At 61.4% G+C, this 16,997-nt stretch carries 16 protein-coding genes and 1 pseudogene; 5 read left to right on the top strand and 12 right to left on the bottom strand.

Annotated elements, in window-relative coordinates; genetic code table 11:
* The 6 genes and pseudogenes from ACOQFT_RS00705 to ACOQFT_RS00680 form a co-directional block, all read right to left on the bottom strand.
* Positions 1-189, bottom strand: a pseudogene (locus ACOQFT_RS00705) (histidinol dehydrogenase); the annotation flags it as partial.
* A 13-nt stretch (positions 190-202) separates the two neighbouring features.
* Positions 203-730, bottom strand: a complete 528-nt coding sequence (locus ACOQFT_RS00700) for an ester cyclase (RefSeq protein WP_421596152.1) — start codon at positions 728-730, stop codon at positions 203-205.
* Between the two features lie 104 nt (positions 731-834).
* The gene (locus tag ACOQFT_RS00695) at positions 835-1,989 is read right to left on the bottom strand and encodes a carbohydrate ABC transporter permease (protein WP_421596151.1); all 1,155 of its coding nucleotides are present in this window, start codon (positions 1,987-1,989) and stop codon (positions 835-837) included.
* Entirely contained in the window at positions 1,990-3,012 is a 1,023-nt protein-coding gene (locus tag ACOQFT_RS00690) for a carbohydrate ABC transporter permease (RefSeq protein WP_421596150.1), read from the bottom strand.
* A gap of 73 nt (positions 3,013-3,085) precedes the next feature.
* Positions 3,086-4,297 (bottom strand): ABC transporter substrate-binding protein, encoded by a 1,212-nt coding sequence (locus ACOQFT_RS00685; RefSeq protein WP_421596149.1) that lies wholly within the window; start codon positions 4,295-4,297, stop codon positions 3,086-3,088.
* Between the two features lie 48 nt (positions 4,298-4,345).
* Entirely contained in the window at positions 4,346-5,419 is a 1,074-nt protein-coding gene (locus ACOQFT_RS00680) for an ABC transporter ATP-binding protein (RefSeq protein WP_421596148.1), read from the bottom strand.
* 161 nt (positions 5,420-5,580) lie between these two features.
* Here ACOQFT_RS00680 and ACOQFT_RS00675 point away from each other — a divergent pair, with 161 nt between their 5' ends.
* On the top strand, positions 5,581-6,582 hold the full coding sequence (locus ACOQFT_RS00675) for an ester cyclase (protein WP_421596147.1): 1,002 nt from the start codon (positions 5,581-5,583) through the stop codon (positions 6,580-6,582).
* Entirely contained in the window at positions 6,569-7,447 is an 879-nt protein-coding gene (locus ACOQFT_RS00670) for an amidohydrolase family protein (protein ID WP_421596146.1), read from the top strand. The genes ACOQFT_RS00675 and ACOQFT_RS00670 overlap by 14 nt, the downstream gene beginning before the upstream one ends.
* A 20-nt stretch (positions 7,448-7,467) precedes the next feature.
* On the opposite strand, the gene ACOQFT_RS00665 is transcribed toward ACOQFT_RS00670, so the two are convergent.
* The 4 genes from ACOQFT_RS00665 to ACOQFT_RS00650 form a co-directional block, all read right to left on the bottom strand.
* A complete protein-coding gene (locus ACOQFT_RS00665) occupies positions 7,468-7,920 on the bottom strand; it encodes an SRPBCC family protein (RefSeq protein WP_421596145.1) in 453 nt (150 codons plus the stop codon).
* Between the two features lie 113 nt (positions 7,921-8,033).
* Entirely contained in the window at positions 8,034-9,572 is a 1,539-nt protein-coding gene (locus ACOQFT_RS00660; RefSeq protein ID WP_421596144.1) for a tripartite tricarboxylate transporter permease, read from the bottom strand.
* A gap of 9 nt (positions 9,573-9,581) precedes the next feature.
* Positions 9,582-10,013 (bottom strand): tripartite tricarboxylate transporter TctB family protein, encoded by a 432-nt coding sequence (locus ACOQFT_RS00655; RefSeq protein ID WP_170444884.1) that lies wholly within the window; start codon positions 10,011-10,013, stop codon positions 9,582-9,584.
* Between the two features lie 80 nt (positions 10,014-10,093).
* A complete protein-coding gene (locus ACOQFT_RS00650) occupies positions 10,094-11,062 on the bottom strand; it encodes a Bug family tripartite tricarboxylate transporter substrate binding protein (RefSeq protein WP_421596143.1) in 969 nt (322 codons plus the stop codon).
* Between the two features lie 151 nt (positions 11,063-11,213).
* On the opposite strand from ACOQFT_RS00650, the gene ACOQFT_RS00645 reads away from it, so the two are divergent.
* The 3 genes from ACOQFT_RS00645 to ACOQFT_RS00635 are packed head-to-tail and all read left to right on the top strand — an operon-like array spanning position 11,214 to position 14,300.
* Positions 11,214-11,885 carry a response regulator transcription factor gene (locus ACOQFT_RS00645; protein ID WP_421596142.1) on the top strand — a complete coding sequence of 224 codons (672 nt, stop codon included), beginning with the start codon at positions 11,214-11,216 and terminating at the stop codon, positions 11,883-11,885.
* Positions 11,878-13,269, top strand: coding sequence for a sensor histidine kinase N-terminal domain-containing protein (locus ACOQFT_RS00640; RefSeq protein WP_421596141.1), 1,392 nt, complete (start codon positions 11,878-11,880; stop codon positions 13,267-13,269). The genes ACOQFT_RS00645 and ACOQFT_RS00640 overlap by 8 nt, the downstream gene beginning before the upstream one ends.
* Positions 13,266-14,300, top strand: coding sequence for an ABC transporter substrate-binding protein (locus ACOQFT_RS00635; protein WP_421596140.1), 1,035 nt, complete (start codon positions 13,266-13,268; stop codon positions 14,298-14,300). The genes ACOQFT_RS00640 and ACOQFT_RS00635 overlap by 4 nt, the downstream gene beginning before the upstream one ends.
* On the opposite strand, the gene ACOQFT_RS00630 is transcribed toward ACOQFT_RS00635, so the two are convergent.
* Entirely contained in the window at positions 14,297-15,835 is a 1,539-nt protein-coding gene (locus ACOQFT_RS00630) for a heme biosynthesis protein HemY (protein ID WP_421596139.1), read from the bottom strand. The genes ACOQFT_RS00635 and ACOQFT_RS00630 overlap by 4 nt on opposite strands.
* Before the next feature lie 10 nt (positions 15,836-15,845).
* Positions 15,846-16,997, bottom strand: a 1,152-nt coding sequence (locus ACOQFT_RS00625) for a COG4223 family protein (RefSeq protein ID WP_421596138.1), incomplete at its 5' end; no start/stop codon positions are given.

Raw genomic sequence — 16,997 nt, 5'->3', positions numbered from 1 at the left:
AATCTGTTCCTGGCTCAGGCGGAAGCTTTCCGGCGAGTAATTGTCGAACTTCTCCGACAGTTCGCGTACTGCCGCATCTCCGCGGGTTTCGATGTCCTTCAGCGTCGCCTCGACCACGGCGCGGGTCCTGGCGTCATCCTCTGCCCGGTCGGCCTCGGGTTTGCCGCGTTTGAGATACTCAATTGCCATTGTCTAAACCCTTTTATTCAGGACGAGGAGCAGTTTTCTCACCACGGTCGTAGGCTTCCCAGCCTTCGCCGTTGAAGATATCGACGCCCAACTGCGCGGCGACATGGGCAAAATCGACGTTCACCCAGTTGTCGACGATCTTGCCATCCACCACTTTCCAGAAATCCATATAGCGAATCTCGACCCGTTTGCCGGTGGGTGCGATGCCCAGAAACTCGCCGGAATGGGTGGCTTCTTGCCGGCCAAAGGCCGCGGCCCACTCACCCATGTAAAGGCGCGCTTCGTCGATGCAGGTCTTGTCCGAGAACGCCGCCTGGAACGGACGTTGCCAGTTGTCCTGAAACTCTTTCAGGCCGGTTTTGGTACCACAGCCCTGGTTGCCCAGCCAGCGGAAACCTTCCGAGAAGAACTCGCCGATATCGTTGATGCGGTGGTCGTTCAGACCGTCCACCATGGTTTCGATGACACGCCGGGTGTCTTCGGTTTTGCTCATGTCCGTGTCGCGGGTCAGAACCGCTTGTTCGGGACGAGAACCTTTCATTTTCTATCCTTTCAGATCGCAAGAGTGTGTGAGGGGCGACAAACCCCGTTTCACAAAAAGTCCCTCGGCATTCTGTTCAGCGCCGAATGGCGCGAGACTGCTCATCACCCTTTCACCGCCCCTGCGGTCAGGCCGCTGACGATCTGGCGCTGGAAGATCAGGACAAGGAAGATCAGCGGCGCGGTGATCGACACGGCGGCGGCCACGGCGACAACCTGATCGGTCGTGGTGGTTTCGCGGTTGAACATGCCAACAATGGCCGGAACCATGGTCTGGTTCTGCGCATCCAGCAGCAATGAGGTCACAAGGATGTCATTGTAGGCCAGCAGGAAACTGAACAGCCCGGTGGTGATCACCCCCGGCCACATCACCGGCATGATCACCCGGCGGAAGGCCTGAAAATGGTTGCACCCGTCCACACGCGCGGCCTCGTCCAATTCCGCCGGAATGTTCTGGAAGAAGGAGCGCAGCATCCAGATCGTAAACGGTTGGTTGATCGCCACCAGCACCGCGATTACGGCGAAGGGCTTACCATAGAGCGTTGGTGCATTTTCGCCCAGGATCGGCGCCAGCCATTCCGACGAACTGATGAAAACCGGCAGGTAACTTGCCACCAGCGCCGAGGGCGGCAGTGCGCGGAAGATCAGCGCGACAATCAGCAGCCAAAACGCCAGGTTCGAACCCGACCGCGCCAAACCATACCCCGCCAGCGTTCCAACCGAGAGCGACAGGACAACGACACCCGTGGTCACAATCAACGAGTTCTTGAAGTTGTTCGAGAAACCTCGGTCGATCCAGACAGTTTGGTAGTGTTCGGTCGTCAGGCCCAGAATGTCGCGCCCCAACGGTCCGAAGAGGGGGTTCAATACGCTCAGAATAGCAGGCAGGATCACAAAGAACACGACCAGAAAGCCCACGGCCGCAGCCAGAATACCGATCACCCAGCCAAACCATTCCTGCCCTTCCTTGGTATAGGCTTTTATCATCGCGGGCATCTTTTTGCTCACCAAAGCGATGGTGCCCCAAATCACCGCGATCCCCAGAATGATATCCAGCAGCGACAATCCGTTGCCGTTGGACAGTGTAGTCGGCCCGACGATCACGTTCAGGGCGTTACTGTCGAAGGCATCAACCGGGGATTTGAAGCTCATCACTGTGATCCAGAAGATCGGGAAGATGGCAACAAGGCACCAGAAAGCCAGAAAGATATTCGAGGTCAGCCGCAGGCTGAGCGGTTGGCGAAGCGCACGCGAGGACATTCAGTGACCTCCTTTGTGATCGCGCCATGTCCGGCGCAGCGGGAAGATAAGCAGGATGGCAATACCGATCATGGTCAGCATGGCGCTGGCCGAAGCCCGGCTGATCGAGCGGTTGCCCGCCTGATCGGGCACCAGGAAATCATAGGTCAGCCACTGCAGTGAGATGACATAGCCCTGGCTGGCGAAACCGACGATCTCTTCGAACACCCGGTAGCTGTCCATCAGGTGGATCATCGACACGAAAATGATCAGCGGCATCAGGTGCGGGATCACGATGTATTTCATCCGTTGCCAACGGGTGGCCCCGTCGATCACGGCGCTTTCCAGACTATCCTGATTGACGGTCTGCAGACCGGCATAGAACACGATGGCGGCAAAGGGTGCCACGTGCCACACGCGGTAAAGCATCATCAGGATTTCGATGGTCCACGCCTGCGCAAACAGGGCGATGTCGCGGTTCAGCCACCATTCGATCAGCGCGGTCAGGATTCCATCGCCCCGGAACAGCCAGTTGATCGACAACACCCCGATCACCGGCGTGATGATGAAGGGCAGCAGCGAGATGAAGATCACCGGCCCGCGTATCGCCTGAGCGGCATTGTTGATCATGACCGCAATGCCCAGCCCGCAGACGATGACTAAGGGCAAGGTGATCAGGGTGAAGGTCAGGGTGAACCGCAACGCCTTCCAGAAATCAATCGTTGTCAACGCGCTTATGCTGCCATCTCTGATCGCGCGCCAGGCCCGTTCAGGTTCCAACACGTTGCGATAGCTTTGCAGCCCCACATACTGGGTCTGGGTGATGACCTCGCCATGTTCGTCCAGCTTCGGTTGCGACTTCAGCTCAGTCGTACAGGTCTGGGTCAGGAAACCGGGGGTGCAGGTTTCCACTTCGACCGTCTCATAAATCGGCTGGGTGATGTAAAAGCTCTGCTTGAACACGCTGACCAGTGGGAAAGCGATGAAGAGAAGCATCATAAAGACAGAAGGGCCAACAAAGGCGGCAAATGTCCGGAAATTCATGGCTCTGCCTTTCTCATGGTTCTCAAGGGGTCGGGAGGGGATGGGAGGGCCGGAACCCTCCCCCCGAGGAGGATCAGTTGTTGATCAGGCCGGCTTCTTTGGCGGCGGTCACATACGCGGCCTCGATATCGGCCAGAGTGGTCGGCGCATCCTTGGCACCGGTCAGATAGTCGGCCAGACCGTTGCCCAGCGCGCTGTGCAGAACGCCCATCGGGGCCGACGCAGGGTACGCCTTGGCACCGTTTTCTGCCGACGCTGCGGCACCGGCTGCCAGATCACCCGGCGTGTAGGCGGGGCTCAGCCAGACGGCGACGTCGTTGTTGGCGCTCACCATGTCACCGTCGATGCCTTCCATAACCAGACGGAACGCGGCATCCGCTTCTTCGTCGCTCATGTTTGCTGCCAGAACGACACCATCCCACCAGATGGTGGTCGAAGGCGCAGCCGCACCCATCGGCGCCGACGCCATGGTCACTTTGCCGACAACCTGGCTTTCGGCTTCGTCGTTCATCGCCGCGGCACGGCTGGCCCACAGGTTCGCCATGGCGATCTTGCCCTGCTGGAACTGCTGCTGAACATAGGTCGAGTCGGATACCAGGAATTCCGGGTCCATGAATTCGGTCATCGCCTTCATGGTCTCAAGCGCTTTGACGCCCTGTTCGTTGTTGATCGAGGGCATGTTGCCTTCACCAAAGAACTGACCGCCTTCGCCCATGTACATGTTGACGAATTCCTGGGCCAGGTTCCATCCGGTCTTGAAGGTACCGCCGATCGGGTACTCCATGACGCCGGCGTCCTTGATCTTGGCAGCGGCGGCCAGAACGTCGTCATAGGTTTTGGGTTCTTCAATGCCCAGATCGGCCAGAACGTCGTCGCGATACATCAGGTGCTGTGCGTTCACCATCATGGCAATCGCCATGACCTTGCCGTCCACCTTGATCAGTTGGTTCGGCAGCAGATCCTGACCGTATTTCGCGACCAGATCATCCAGCGGACGCAGCGAACCTGCGTTCAGCAGCGGGATCATGGTCTCGTTGGCAACGCCACCGATCTGATACAGTGAAGGGTTTGCAGCAAAGGCCTCGGGCTGCTTCTCGCGGAATTCCTGGTCCAGCGAGGCGCTGAAGTTGCCGCATTCGGCCATCGCGTCGGTGACGGCTTTCCAGGCCTCGAAACCAGCCGAAAGCGATTTCAGCGGCACTTCGTTTTCATACGCACATTCGGCCCATACGCCGGTTGCTGCGAGGGACATGGCGCCTGCCATGAAGAGTGATTTGAGTTTCATGCGTTTCTCCCTGTCAGGATCGGTCCGTCGTCGACGTCCGGACCGCTGTTATGCCCGAATGGGCTGCTTGTGGGATTGCTCCCCGATCCGCGCACCGCTTTCAGCTTCAAAGAGGTGACAGATTTCCGTCGGCACCGAGAACGAGACCATCTCGCCAATCTCGGCGCGGAAGGCTTTATCGGCTTTGACCGATACCAGAGCACCGCCGACCCGGACCGAGATCATGGTCGCGTCGCCCAGCAATTCCAGCGTGTAAATCGGTGCGGTGATCTGGCCCTGCCCTTCGGCAAGGCTGGCATCCTCGGCGCGGAAACCCAGCGTCATCGGGCCGTCCGGCGCATCGACTGGAATTTCCACATGCTCGGCGCGGAACACGCCGGCCGAGACCTGACCGTCCATCAGGTTCATCGCCGGTGAGCCGATGAAGCTGGCGACAAACGTGTTCGCCGGGCGGTCATAAATCTCGGTCGGGCTGCCGACCTGCTGCACCACGCCTTTTTTCATGACCACAACACGATCGGCCAGAGTCATCGCTTCGATCTGGTCATGGGTCACATAGATGGTGGTCACCGCCAGCTCGTGGCTGAGATTCTTGATCTGCGCTCGGGTCGAAACCCGCAGCTTGGCATCGAGGTTCGACAGTGGTTCGTCCATCAGGAACACATTGGGTTCACGGACGATGGCCCGGGCCAGAGCCACACGCTGCCGCTGACCGCCGGACAGTTCGGCGGGTTTGCGGTGCAGGAACTCGTCCAGCTCGACCATTGCGCTGGCACGGCGCACCTTTTCATCGTGGGTGGCCGGGTCGATACCGCGCACTTTCAGCGGAAAGCGGATGTTCTCATAGACGTTCATGTTCGGGTAGAGCGCGTAGCTCTGGAACACCATCGCCACATCGCGGTCCTTGGGCTCAAGATCGTTGACCACTTTGCCATCGACCAGAATCTCGCCCTCGGTGACGTCTTCCAGACCGGCGATCATCCTCATCGTGGTGGTCTTGCCGCAACCGGACGGGCCCAACAGCACCAGAAACTCGCGGTCCGCGATGGTCAGGTCGAAATTGTGGACCCCGACAAATGACCCCCAGCGTTTGCCGACGTTGCGCAGTTGAATTTCCGCCATGGTGCCCCCTGCAAGGATTCGCTTTGCATACGTTTGCAAAACTGTATTCTTCAGTAATCATTTATGGCAAGACTTTTTTGCATACGTATGCAAAAAAGTTCCTAACCAGCGATTCTCAATTGCTTAAATCCGAAGCTAACCATCAGAAAAGCAGTGCAAACGTGAGCTTTCAGAAAGAAAAAACACTCGTCTCCTCGTTCTACGAGGCCCTCGACTCATCAAGCGAAACGAATCTGCCTGACGTTCTTGGGCAGTTCTGCGCTGAAGAATTGCTGTGGCGCGGCTTTCATCCGTTCGACGAAATAACCGGCGCAGACGCGGTGGCACGGACGTTTTGGCAACCGTTGAGAACCAGCCTGAAACGGATGCAGCGCCGGCAGGATGTCTTTTTCGCGGGCACCAACTCTCTGGAACCGGGCGCGGATGTCTGGGTGGTTTCGATGGGTCATCTGATGGGCCTGTTTGATGCGCCATGGTTGGGGATTCGCCCCACCGGCAAAATGGCCTTTCTGCGCTATTGCGAGTTTCATCGGATCGCGGGCGGCAAGATCGTCGAAACGGCGATGTATTTCGACATCCCTCATCTGATGGTTCAGGCCGGACAAAACCCGTTTTCGCCACAAACTGCAGCGCATCTGATCCAACCCGGGCCCTTGACCCATGACGGTCTGCTGACCGAGGATCAGCCCGAGGAAGAAGGTCGCAAGACACTGGCGGCGATCAACGCGATGATCCCGGACCTTGGCCAGTGGAACAGCGGCCTGTCGCTTGAGGACGAGTTAGCCCGCACATGGCATGACGACATGATCTGGTGGGGCCCCGAAGGGATCGGCGCCACCTACACGATTGAACGCTATGCCAAGCAGCATTTCGGCCCGTTCCGCGCATCATTCACCGACCGCTCCAAGACCAAACATATCTGCCGACTGGCCGAGGGGCATTATGGCGGTTTTTTTGGCTGGCCGAATTTCACCGCCGTACCCACGGGTGGTTTCATGGGCATGCCCGCGACCGGCACACCCGGCGAATTCCGGGTGATCGACATCTATCGCCGCGCGGGGGACAAACTGGCCGAAAACTGGATTTTCATCGACCTTTTGCATTTTTGGAAACAGCAGGGCGTCGACATATTGGCTCGCGCAACAGGGATTGAAACGCCATGAGGTCGATGCGCATCATCACCTGTGGGACCTGGACGCTGTTGAATACCCATGGCTGATGGAAAAGGGCGCGGTACGGTTCTTTGGCGATCCGGCTCCGATTCAGCGCAACTATCTGCTGCCCGAGTTTCGCGCAGATGCGGGGGCCGCAGGGTTTTCGGCTTCGGTCCATATTCAGGTCGGTGCTGCCGATCCCTGGACCGAGGCGCAATGGGTGCAGTCCGTCGCCGATCAGTTTCCCGACTGGCCGTTGGTGCAGGTCGCCTTTTGTGACCTGACCGCGGACAACCTGACCGAACAGCTGGACCGGCTGCAATCCCTGCCCTCGCTGCGCGGTGTGCGCCAGATCATTGGTCGCGCCCCGGGTGAGGATAAGGTCTCGGGCACCAACGATCTGCTGGACAACCCGAAATTTCTGGCCGGGATGAATCAACTTGGCGATCGCGGCCTGTCCTTTGACCTGCAATTGCTGCCCGAATTGATGGAGCGGACCGCCGCCGTTTTGGCACAAGCACCCTCAACGCAGGTGGCTCTGTGCCATGCCGGGTCACCGCATGACCGATCCGAACGGGGGTTGGAAGGCTGGTCCAAAGCGTTGCAGTCTGTCTCAGCGCTGCCGCAAGTGACCTGCAAACTCTCGGGCCTCGGCATGTTCGATCACAATTGGAGCACCGACAGCGTCAGGCCCATCGTCGAGACCTGCCTGACCCAGTTCGGGCCTGATCGGTGCATGTTCGGGTCGAATTTTCCGGTCGACAGCCTGTCATCCAACTACGCGGATCTGATCGCCAGACACAAAGCCTTGGTCCCCGACGCCGATCATGATCTTGTATTCGGACTCACCGCGCAGCAGTTCTATCAGATTTAGCAGGCAGGGTGTCCTGCCGGTCAGGGCACCGATTGCTCGGACACGATTTCGCCAAACCGGGTGAAGAACTTGCCCGACAGCTTTTTGGCGGTCCCCGAGATCAGGCGGCTGCCCAACTGGGCGATCTTGCCGCCGACTTCGACCTTGGCGGTGTAAGACAGCACCGTCTCATCGCCGTCTTCGGTCAGCGTCACGTCGGCGCCACCCTTGGCAAAGCCCGCTGCCCCGCCCTTGCCTTCGCCGGACAGGGAAAACCCGTCGGGGGCATTCGATGTGTCCAGCGCGACCTCGCCGGCGAACTTTGCCTTGACCGGGCCAATCTTGAGGACAACCTTGGCCACAAGCTCATCGGGCGCGTTCTGGGTCAGCTCCTCGCAGCCCGGAATGCACTCCTGCAGGATCTCGGGATTGTTCAGGGCTTGGTACACGACATCCCGCGGTGCCGAGATGCGGATTTCATCACTCAGGTCCATGCGCGCTTCCTCTGATCGGTGACTTGCCTTGTTCAGCAAAGTTACAGGTTCCGCCGCATCTTTCCAGAGTCTGTTTCGGCGCCGCCAATCCCCGACCGGCGGCGCCCGATGTGTCAGTCGCTGATCGCGCCTTCCTCATCCTTGCGCTGGTGCATCTTGGCCTTGACCCGTGCGCCCACGATCAGCGGCAGGACAAAGCCGATGATGGCGATGGCCCAAAGGGCAATGGACAGCGGGCTGTCGATCAGGGTCCACCAGTTGCCGTTGTCGATGGTCACCGCGCGGCGCAGGTTGTTCTCCATCGAATTGCCCAGCAGCGTACCCAGAATGATCGGCACCAGCGGCACGTCCAGCTTGCGCAGGACCCAGCCCATGACGCCAAACCCGATCATCACCAGCAGATCAAAGCTGGACCCCGAAATGCCGTAGATACCCACAAAGCTGACCATTGCCACAATCGGCATCAGGATACGCGAGGGGATCATCAGCACGCGGGTGAACAGCCCAACCATCGGGATGTTCATCGCCAGCAGCATGAAGTTGGCGATGAACAGCGCCGCGATCAGGCCCCAGACCACATCCGGGTTCTGCGTGAACAGCAACGGACCGGGGGTGATGTTCAGCGCCAGCAGAACCGCCAGCAACACGGCCGTGGTGCCCGACCCCGGCACGCCCAGCGCCAGCATCGGCACCAAGGCTCCGCCCGCAGCCGCGTTGTTCCCGGCCTCGGGGGCCGCCACGCCGCGGGGATCGCCGGTGCCAAAGGTGTTTTCCTTATCGACCAGCCGTTTCTCCATCGAGTACGAGATGAACGAGCCCAGCGACGCACCCGCCCCCGGCAGCACCCCCGCGATAAAGCCCAGGAACGAGGTCCGCAGCATGGTTGGCGTGCATTTCCTGACCATCGACATCGGCGGATAGAGGCGACCGATATTCAGCTTGCGCCCCTCGGCGTCCGACCCGCCATGGCGGTGTTCGAGGAAGATGAACACTTCGGACAGGGCGAACAGACCAACGATGGCAACTAGGAAGTCCAGCCCGTCATACAGATGCACCTCGCCAAAGGTGAAACGCGGCACGCCGGTTTGGGTATCCACCCCGATGGTCGCCAACCCAAGGCCAAGCGCGGCGGCGAAGGCGGATTTGGCTTGGTTGGTCGAGGACACCCCGCCCAGCGTCATGAAGGCCAGCGCGAACAGGGCGAAATATTCCGCCGGTCCGAACAGCAGCGCGATCTTAACCAGCTGCGGTGCCAGGAATATCAAGCCCCAGGTGGCCAGAAACGCGCCCACAAAGGATGCGATACCGGACAGCGACAGCGCCTCACCGGCAAAGCCTTTTTTAGCCATCGGATGCCCGTCGAGACAGGTCATCATCGCAGGTTCATCTCCGGGGATGTTCAGTAGGATCGAGGATATCCGCCCCCCGTACATTGCCCCGTAATAGACACTGGTCAGCAGGATCAGCGACGGTGTCGCACCCAGCCCCAGCGTGAACGCCAGCGGGATCAGAATGGCCACACCGTTCGACGGACCCAGACCGGGCAATGCGCCCATGATCGTACCCAGAAAACAGCCCAAAAGGGCCAGCATCAGGTTCTGCCATGTCAGCGCGATGGCGAAACCGTCTCCGAGGGATGCAAGAGTTTCCATGATGTTTCCTCAGAAGCCCAGCGGGCCGCGGGCCAGCGAAAGGCCCAGAACCAGATGGAAGATGACGTAGATTCCGACGGACGTGCCGATGCCCACCAGCACGCTTTCAATCGGGCCAGAGCCCAGACGCCAGGCCAGATAGGCGGCGGCAAAAGCGGTGGCGATGACAAAGCCAATTTCAGGCAACAGTTCAGCGTAAAGGATCATCATCACCACTGCCGCGCCGACCTCGACCAGACGGCCCAGCGCGGGCCATTCGGGTTCAGCATCCGGGCGGATGGCGATGACAAGGCTCGACAGGCCCAGAATGGCGGCGATGATCAGCGGGAAGGCTTTGGGTCCGACGGCATCGGACAGAAAGCTTTCCTCAATCGCCAATGCGGAAAAGGCAAATCCGATGGCGATAAGCAGTCCGACAACTCCGAAGATACGGTCACTCATCGGTGTCTCCTATTGTTCGGGTAAATGGGTGGATCCGGGCACGGTTCGGTGGTGCGGTGCCCGGATCACTGTGAGTGGTGTTACTTGATGATCCCGATCTCTTTCGAGATGGTCTGAATCTGACCCACGGATTCAGCAACAAAGTCCTGGAAGGCCGCGCCCTGCAGGTCCAGCGGGGCCAGACCGTTGGCGGCCATGACCTCTTTCCATTCGTCCGAGGCGTAAAGATCACCGATCTTGCCGACCCAGTCATCATAGGCATCATCGGTCATGCCACCGGGGGCGTAGAAACCGCGCCAGTTAGCACCGATGGCGTCAACGCCCTGTTCCTTGGCGGTCGGGAAGTCGGCAAACTCACCGGGCAAGCGGTCGGGGGCCAGCACCGCGATCACCTTGATGTCACCGGAATCCACGAAACCCTTGGCCTCGGAGATGTCACCGGTGAAGGCCTGGACCGATCCGGCCAGCAGCTGGGTCACCGCCTCGCCACCGCCGTCAAAGGCGATATATTTGACCGAGCGCACATCCTCGATACCATAGGCATTGGCCGCGATCAGAACCTTCAGGTGGTCCCAGCCCCCCACGGCCGATCCGCCTGCAACCGACACCGAGGCCGGGTCTGCTTTGATCTGGTCCAGAAGCTCGGGCAGCGTGTTGACGGCGCTGTCAGCTGCCACGGCGATCACGCCATAATCGGCCCCAATGGCCGCAAGCCAACGCACCTGATCCATGGTGTTGCCCGGATAGGCGCCTTGCGCCAGACGGGTGGCCGTCGCCGCGCTGGCCGCAACGATCAGCTCGTTATCCTCACCGCGCTTGTTCACCACTTCGGCAAACGCCACGCCACCGCCGCCACCGGCAAGGTTCACAACCTGCATGGTCTGGTCTATCAGGCCCAGATCCTGCAGCGACTTACCCACCTGACGGCAGGTGAAATCCCAGCCACCGCCGGGGTTGGCGGGGGCAATACATTCCTGAGCACTTGCAGCAACGCCGGACAGGGCAAAGACGGCAGCCGCAATTGCGCCACTGGTTCCAAATAGTTTCATTCGTTCCTCCTCCTAGGGTCTTTCTAGGTCGCGCGCGCGACCGAAACCGATCCCCGCCAAGGCCGGGGCCTTTCGTGCGGGTTCATTCTGTGTAACGAATAAGCCTGTCACGAACCTGTCACGCCAAACGGGCCAAGGGGGCGAAGGGGTCATGCGCGTTTTGATGATCGAAGATGCCGAGGATCTGGCCGAGGGCGTCGTGGCCCATCTGGCCCGATCCGGCGTGGTGTGCGATCTGGCGACCACCGTGGAATCGGCCGGCGATTTCTGCGCGGTGCAAAGCTATGACGCCATGCTGCTGGACATCAACTTGCCCGACGGGTCGGGTCTGAATTTCCTGGGCAAGATCCGCGCCTCGGGCGACCGCACGCCGGTGCTGATGCTGACGGCGCTGACCTCGGTCGAGGATCGCGTCGCCGCCCTGGACAAGGGTGCCGACGATTATCTGGGCAAGCCTTTCGATCAACGAGAGCTTGAGGCCCGGCTGCGCGCCCTCGTCCGCCGCGATGCCGACCGCAAGAGTGAACAGATCACGCTGGGGCCGCTGATCTACGCCCCCAAGGACCGCAGCGCCACGCTGGACGGAAAACGCCTGACCCTGACCGCGCGCGAGGCCGCCGTGCTGGACGCGCTGATCCGGCATGAGGGGCAGTTCCTGTCAAAAACGCGGCTGTATGACTCTCTTTACGGGTTCGAGGACGCCGACGTGGGTGAAAACGCGATCGAGCTATACATCGCCCGGCTGCGCAAGAAGTTCGCCGGCAGCACGGTCAGCATCACCACCCAGCGCGGGGTCGGGTATCGGATCGGTCTGGATGGCTAGGCCGCACCTGCCCCACAGCCTGACAGCGCGGGTTCTCAGCGCAGTGCTGCTGATCCTGATACTCGGCGGCTGTCTGGTGGCACTGTCGATCTGGGCCAATGGTCGGCTGGCGGCGCGGCAGGCCTACGACCGGCTGCTGCTGGGCGCGGCCACGGATATCGCGGAATCCGTACGCATTCAGGACGGAGAACCGTTCGTCGACCTGCCGGTCTCGGCCTTTCAACTGCTGGCACAGGCCCCCGATGACCGGATATTCTATGCGGTGCAGGTGCCCGGTGGCCCGTTCATCACCGGGCTGGATCGCGATACGGTAATTGAATTACCGCAACAACCCGGCGCCGTGCCCTTCTATTTCACCGCCGACCTGAACGGAGAGCCCGCCCGCTTCGTCCGCGTGGCCCGCCTGTTTGCCGAGCGGGAGTTCTCGGGCGAAGTCGAGGTGCTGGTCGGCCAGACGCTGCGCGCGCGTCAGATGATGACCGCCGGACTGATGCGCGACGCGCTGCTGCCGATGGCCGTCGCGGGGATTTTGCTGCTGATCATGTCGTGGTTCGTCACCCGATCCGCCCTGCGCCCGCTTGAGGCGCTGTCCGACGATCTCACCCGCCGCGACCCGCATGACCTGACGCCGATGGCCAGCGACGGGCTGCCGCGCGAGCTGCAGGTGATGCTGACCGCAATGAACCGTTTCATGGGGCGGCTCGACCGGCAGGTGGACACGATGCGCAACCTGATCGCCGACACGGCCCATCAGCTGCGCACCCCGGTCGCCGCCATCCGGGTGCAGGCCGAGATCGCGCAGGACGACCCCGATGCCCCGGTCCGCGCACGCGCTCTGGACCGGTTGCTGAGGCGGACGCGGTCTCTTGGCACCCTGCTGGACCAGCTGCTGTCCCGCGCCATGGTGATCCACCGCATCGACAGCGCCCCCCGCCGCCCTGTTGACCTGCGCGAGGTGGCGCTGGACGTACTGGAACAGAGCGGTCACGAACTGGTCGCCCCCGGCGTCGAAGTGCGGCTGGAGATCGGAGAATCCCCGGTGCTGGTGAACGCGGATGCCTTTTCCCTTGGCGAGGCGGCCAAGAACCTGCTGGGCAATGCGCTGCGGCATGGCGAACCCCCTGTCAGCATCGGCGCAACGCAAGAAGGTTCCCGCGCCGTTCTGTGGGTGCGCGATCACGGACCCGGGCCCGCTACACCCATTGCCGATCACATTGGAGACCGGTTCAACCGCACCACCGGATCCGGCGAGGACAGCAGCGGCCTAGGTCTGTCGATCGTGAAATCCACCGCCGAGGCCTTTGACGGCACGGTTGAGATGGCCCGCAACGATACCGGATTTCGAGCAGCTCTCAGCTTTCCAACCACAAGGGGGATGGAATGATCCGCACCTTTTTGATCTGCCTTCTGTTTGCCCTGCCCGGCACCCTGCAGGCGCAGGAAGCCACGGCCAGCTTCGGTAGCGGCAATGATACGATGCTGATCCGGTCGACCACCGATATTGCCATCATCGCCCCGGTGCTGGACCGCTTTGCCGAACTGAACCCCGACCTGCGGATCACCTACGAACAATGGGGTTCGAACGCGCTGTTCCAACACAGCCGCACAGTCTGCAAAGGCGGTCAGAACCCCGCTGATGTGGTGTTTTCCTCGGCCATTCAGCAGATGGTGTGGCTGGTCAATTCCGCCTGCGCGCACCGCTACCGTTCCCCCCGGACCGAGGCCCTGCCGGACGCACGGCGTTGGCGGGATGAGCTGTGGGGCATCACCACCGAACCTGCCGTCATCGCCTATAACAAAGCCCTGCTGGACGATCAGCACGTCCCCCGCAACCGCTTTGCCCTGTTGGACGCGATGCGCACGCAGCCCGATCTGCTGCGGGGTCGGGTGGCGACCTATGATATTGCGGCATCCGGTCTGGGATACCTGTTCGCCTATGGTGACAGTCTTGAGGCCACGACCTTTGGTTCCCTGATCGAAGGCTTCGCCCGCATCGACGCCGTGGCCACCTGCTGTTCATCCGAGATCATCCGCGACGTGGCCGAGGGGCGGTTCCTGATCGCCTACAACGTTCTGGGGTCCTACGTGGCCAATGCCGATGCGCCGGGCGTGGGGGTGATCCTGCCCGAGGATTACACGCTGGTCCTGTCCCGCGCCTTCATGATCCCGGCGCAGGCGGGCAACAAGGACGCCGCAACCGGGTTTCTGGATTTCCTCTTGTCACCCGAAGCGCAAAACCTGCTGGCGGCCTCGGGCCTAGTGGCCCAGATGGACGCGGTCGAGACCGGCCTGACCCCCAGCGCCCGCCGCTTTATTGCGTTGTCCCCGGCGCTGCTGGTCGCGCGGGACCAGAATCGCCGGGCAGAGCTGTTCAAGCTGTGGAACGCTGCCTTTGACGTGGAAACTGCGCGCTAGGCCCGTTTCTCGACCACCGGCTCTCCCTCGGCATTGACCGCCGGCTCGACATCGGGCCGGACCGGTTCCGCCTCCATCTCGATGACCTCAGGCTCGACCGTCTCCTCGACCTCTTCGGTTTCGGGCTCCGGCTCGGGTTCCGGTTCCTGCTGGTCCTCAAGCGCGCCGACGATCAGCGGCAGCATGTGAACGCCGGTGGCCGTTGCGATCTCGGGGGTTTGCGGGGTTTGCCAGCTAAGCGTGTCAAAGCTGCCGCAGTTTTGACAGACCGGACCCCATTCTGGCTGAATGTCGTGGCAGTTGTCGCAGACCCATTGCGGCCCGCGCGGCGCGTTCAGCGCCTTGGCCAGCCAGCCCTGCACCACGGCATCCGAGGCGCCCTCGCCCCGCTCAATCGCCGCCATCAGCGTATAGGCACGCGCATCGGCCTGTTTTTCCACCACATCGCCTAGCGCCCGGCGGGCTTCGGGGAAATCCTCGGCGACGATGTTCAGCTCGGCAAGGATCAGACGGGTTTCCGGATTCTCAGGATGAATGCGGGTCAGCGCCGTAAAGCGTTTGATCCGTGCCTGGGGCGTTTCATCCGGTGCAATTTCGGCAAAGACATGGGCCAGATCGGGATGAGGCTGCACCTCCCAAGCTTTTTTCAGGATTTTGGTCGCGGCGCGCGGTTTTCCCTTTTCGATATAGGCCCGCGCGGCCATGGCGGCGGCGGGCACCAGATCGGGTGACAGGCGGTTGGCCTCGATTGCATGTTCCCGCTGTTCGACCGTGGCGCCTTCGGCCAGAATATCCTTGGCCTCGGACAGGGCCAGAACCGCATCGCGGCGCTTGAACACGTCACGCGGCAGGTGACCGGCCTTCAGCTTGGCGGTCAGGGTCGAGCGCGCGCCGCTCCAGTCCTGCGATTTGGTTTGCAGACCCAGCAAAATGTCCTGAGTTTCAGCATGGCGTGGTTTGATCGCCAGTGCCTTTTCGGCCAACTTGCGAGCGGTGTCATCGTCGCCCTCGGCCAGTTTCTGTTTCATGATGCCGCGCACACCGACAAAGCGGGTGGCGTTGTTGGTGACCAGCTTCTTGTAGGTCTCGGACGCCTTTTTGGTATCGCCATTCATTTCAGCCGCTTGCGCCACCAGAAGATTGGTCAGTTCGGGCTTGTTCAGCAGCTTTTCGGCCTTGTAAGCCTTGTTCATCGCCACACGCCCCTCGCCCGAGGCCAGCGCCATCAGGCCATCGGACAGCGCCTGATAGCCCCGTTTTTCGCGGCTGCGGTCAAAATAACGCGACAGCGCGGTTTCATCTCCGTTGAGGAATTTCAGCGTCGCGATCAGCAGGGTCAGCAGCTTGAAGAACACCCAGATCAGTACAACCAGCACGCCCAGCGCGATAACCGATTGCAGCGGCCCCAAGGTGAATTCCTGACCCCACGCCGTGATCTGCACGCCGCCGCTGGTTTCCATCAGGAACATGGCGCCCATGGCCAGCAGGCCGATAATCGCTACAAATACAAGGATCTTAAACAATGACCACAGCATGGCAGGTCCTTCAGTTCGAGTTTACGCTGGATTGCAGCGCATTGGCGGCGTCCACGGCGGCCTCACGGGTCTGAGCCGCCTGTTCCCAATCGGCCAGTGCCGCCTTGGCCGCATCAGGCAGGGATTTGAGTTCGCTCAGCGCGGCAGCAACGTCACCGCCCGCCAGCGCAGCCTCGGCCCGCGACAGAACCGCATCCGGGCTGTCGCCCTCTTGCGGCGTGACCGAGCGCGCGCCGGTCTGGCGTTGCAGGAAGGCGACCAGACCCGTGGTCTTGTCCGCATCCCGCGCATCGGCCAGCGCGGTGCGGGCTGCAGGTGCGAAAGAACTCCGCAACGCGGCCAGGCTGGCAACACCTTCTTTTGCCGGGGCTGACAAAGCATCGGGCACGCTTACGCCGCCAGCTGTCAGTTCGTCCACCAGGCTGTCATAAGGCAGGCCCGCATCCAGTTGGCTGTGCACCTGAGACAGGATCGATGCATTACCGGCCGCTTGCGCCTTGGCCGCGGCCTGCGCCTCTAGCGCTTGTGCGTCCGTGACCATTTTTTCGACCTCGGCCCGCTGCGCGGCCAGCGAATCCTGCAGTTTCTTCAATTCGGCCTCAAACGCGGCCGAGGTTTCGGGTGAGGCGCCCTGCGTCAGCGCACCGCTTTCCAGATCGCTCAGACGGCTGGCCAGAGGGTCGATCTTGCCCGCCAGCCCGTCGAGGCCGGATTTCACCGCCTCAAGTTCCGCGCCCAGCGGCGTGACTTGATCGGTCAGAGCGGCGATTTTGCTGTCCACATCAGAACTGTCTGAACTGTCGGCCAGAGATTTCGTCAGCGCCGCGATCTGGCTGGACTGATCATTGAGCTTCGCCTCAAGCGCCGCGAGGCCGTCGGACTCGCCGGACCCGAACAGGCCCGCGCTGCCCGCGGCAAACCCGATCCCGGCCGCAAGTACACCACCAAGCAGCGCCGGCACAAAGCCGCCGCGTTTTTCCTGTTCAGGTTCGGCCGGTTTGTCTGCGCTCGTCGCAACTGGGTCTGCCGCAACCGGCTCAATGGCGGCTTCGGCTTCGGCTTCGGCTTCGGCTTCGGCTTCGGCTTCGGCTTCGGCTTCGGCTTCGGCTTCGGCTTCGGCTTCGGCTTCGGCTTCGGCTTCGGCTTCGGCTTCGGCTTCGGC

The sequence above is a fragment of the Ruegeria sp. MALMAid1280 genome, assembly GCF_049195285.1.
Classification (GTDB): Bacteria; Pseudomonadota; Alphaproteobacteria; order Rhodobacterales; family Rhodobacteraceae; genus Ruegeria.
The sequence above is the reverse complement of the archived record's forward strand: the minus strand, read 5'-3'. Positions and strand labels throughout refer to the sequence as shown.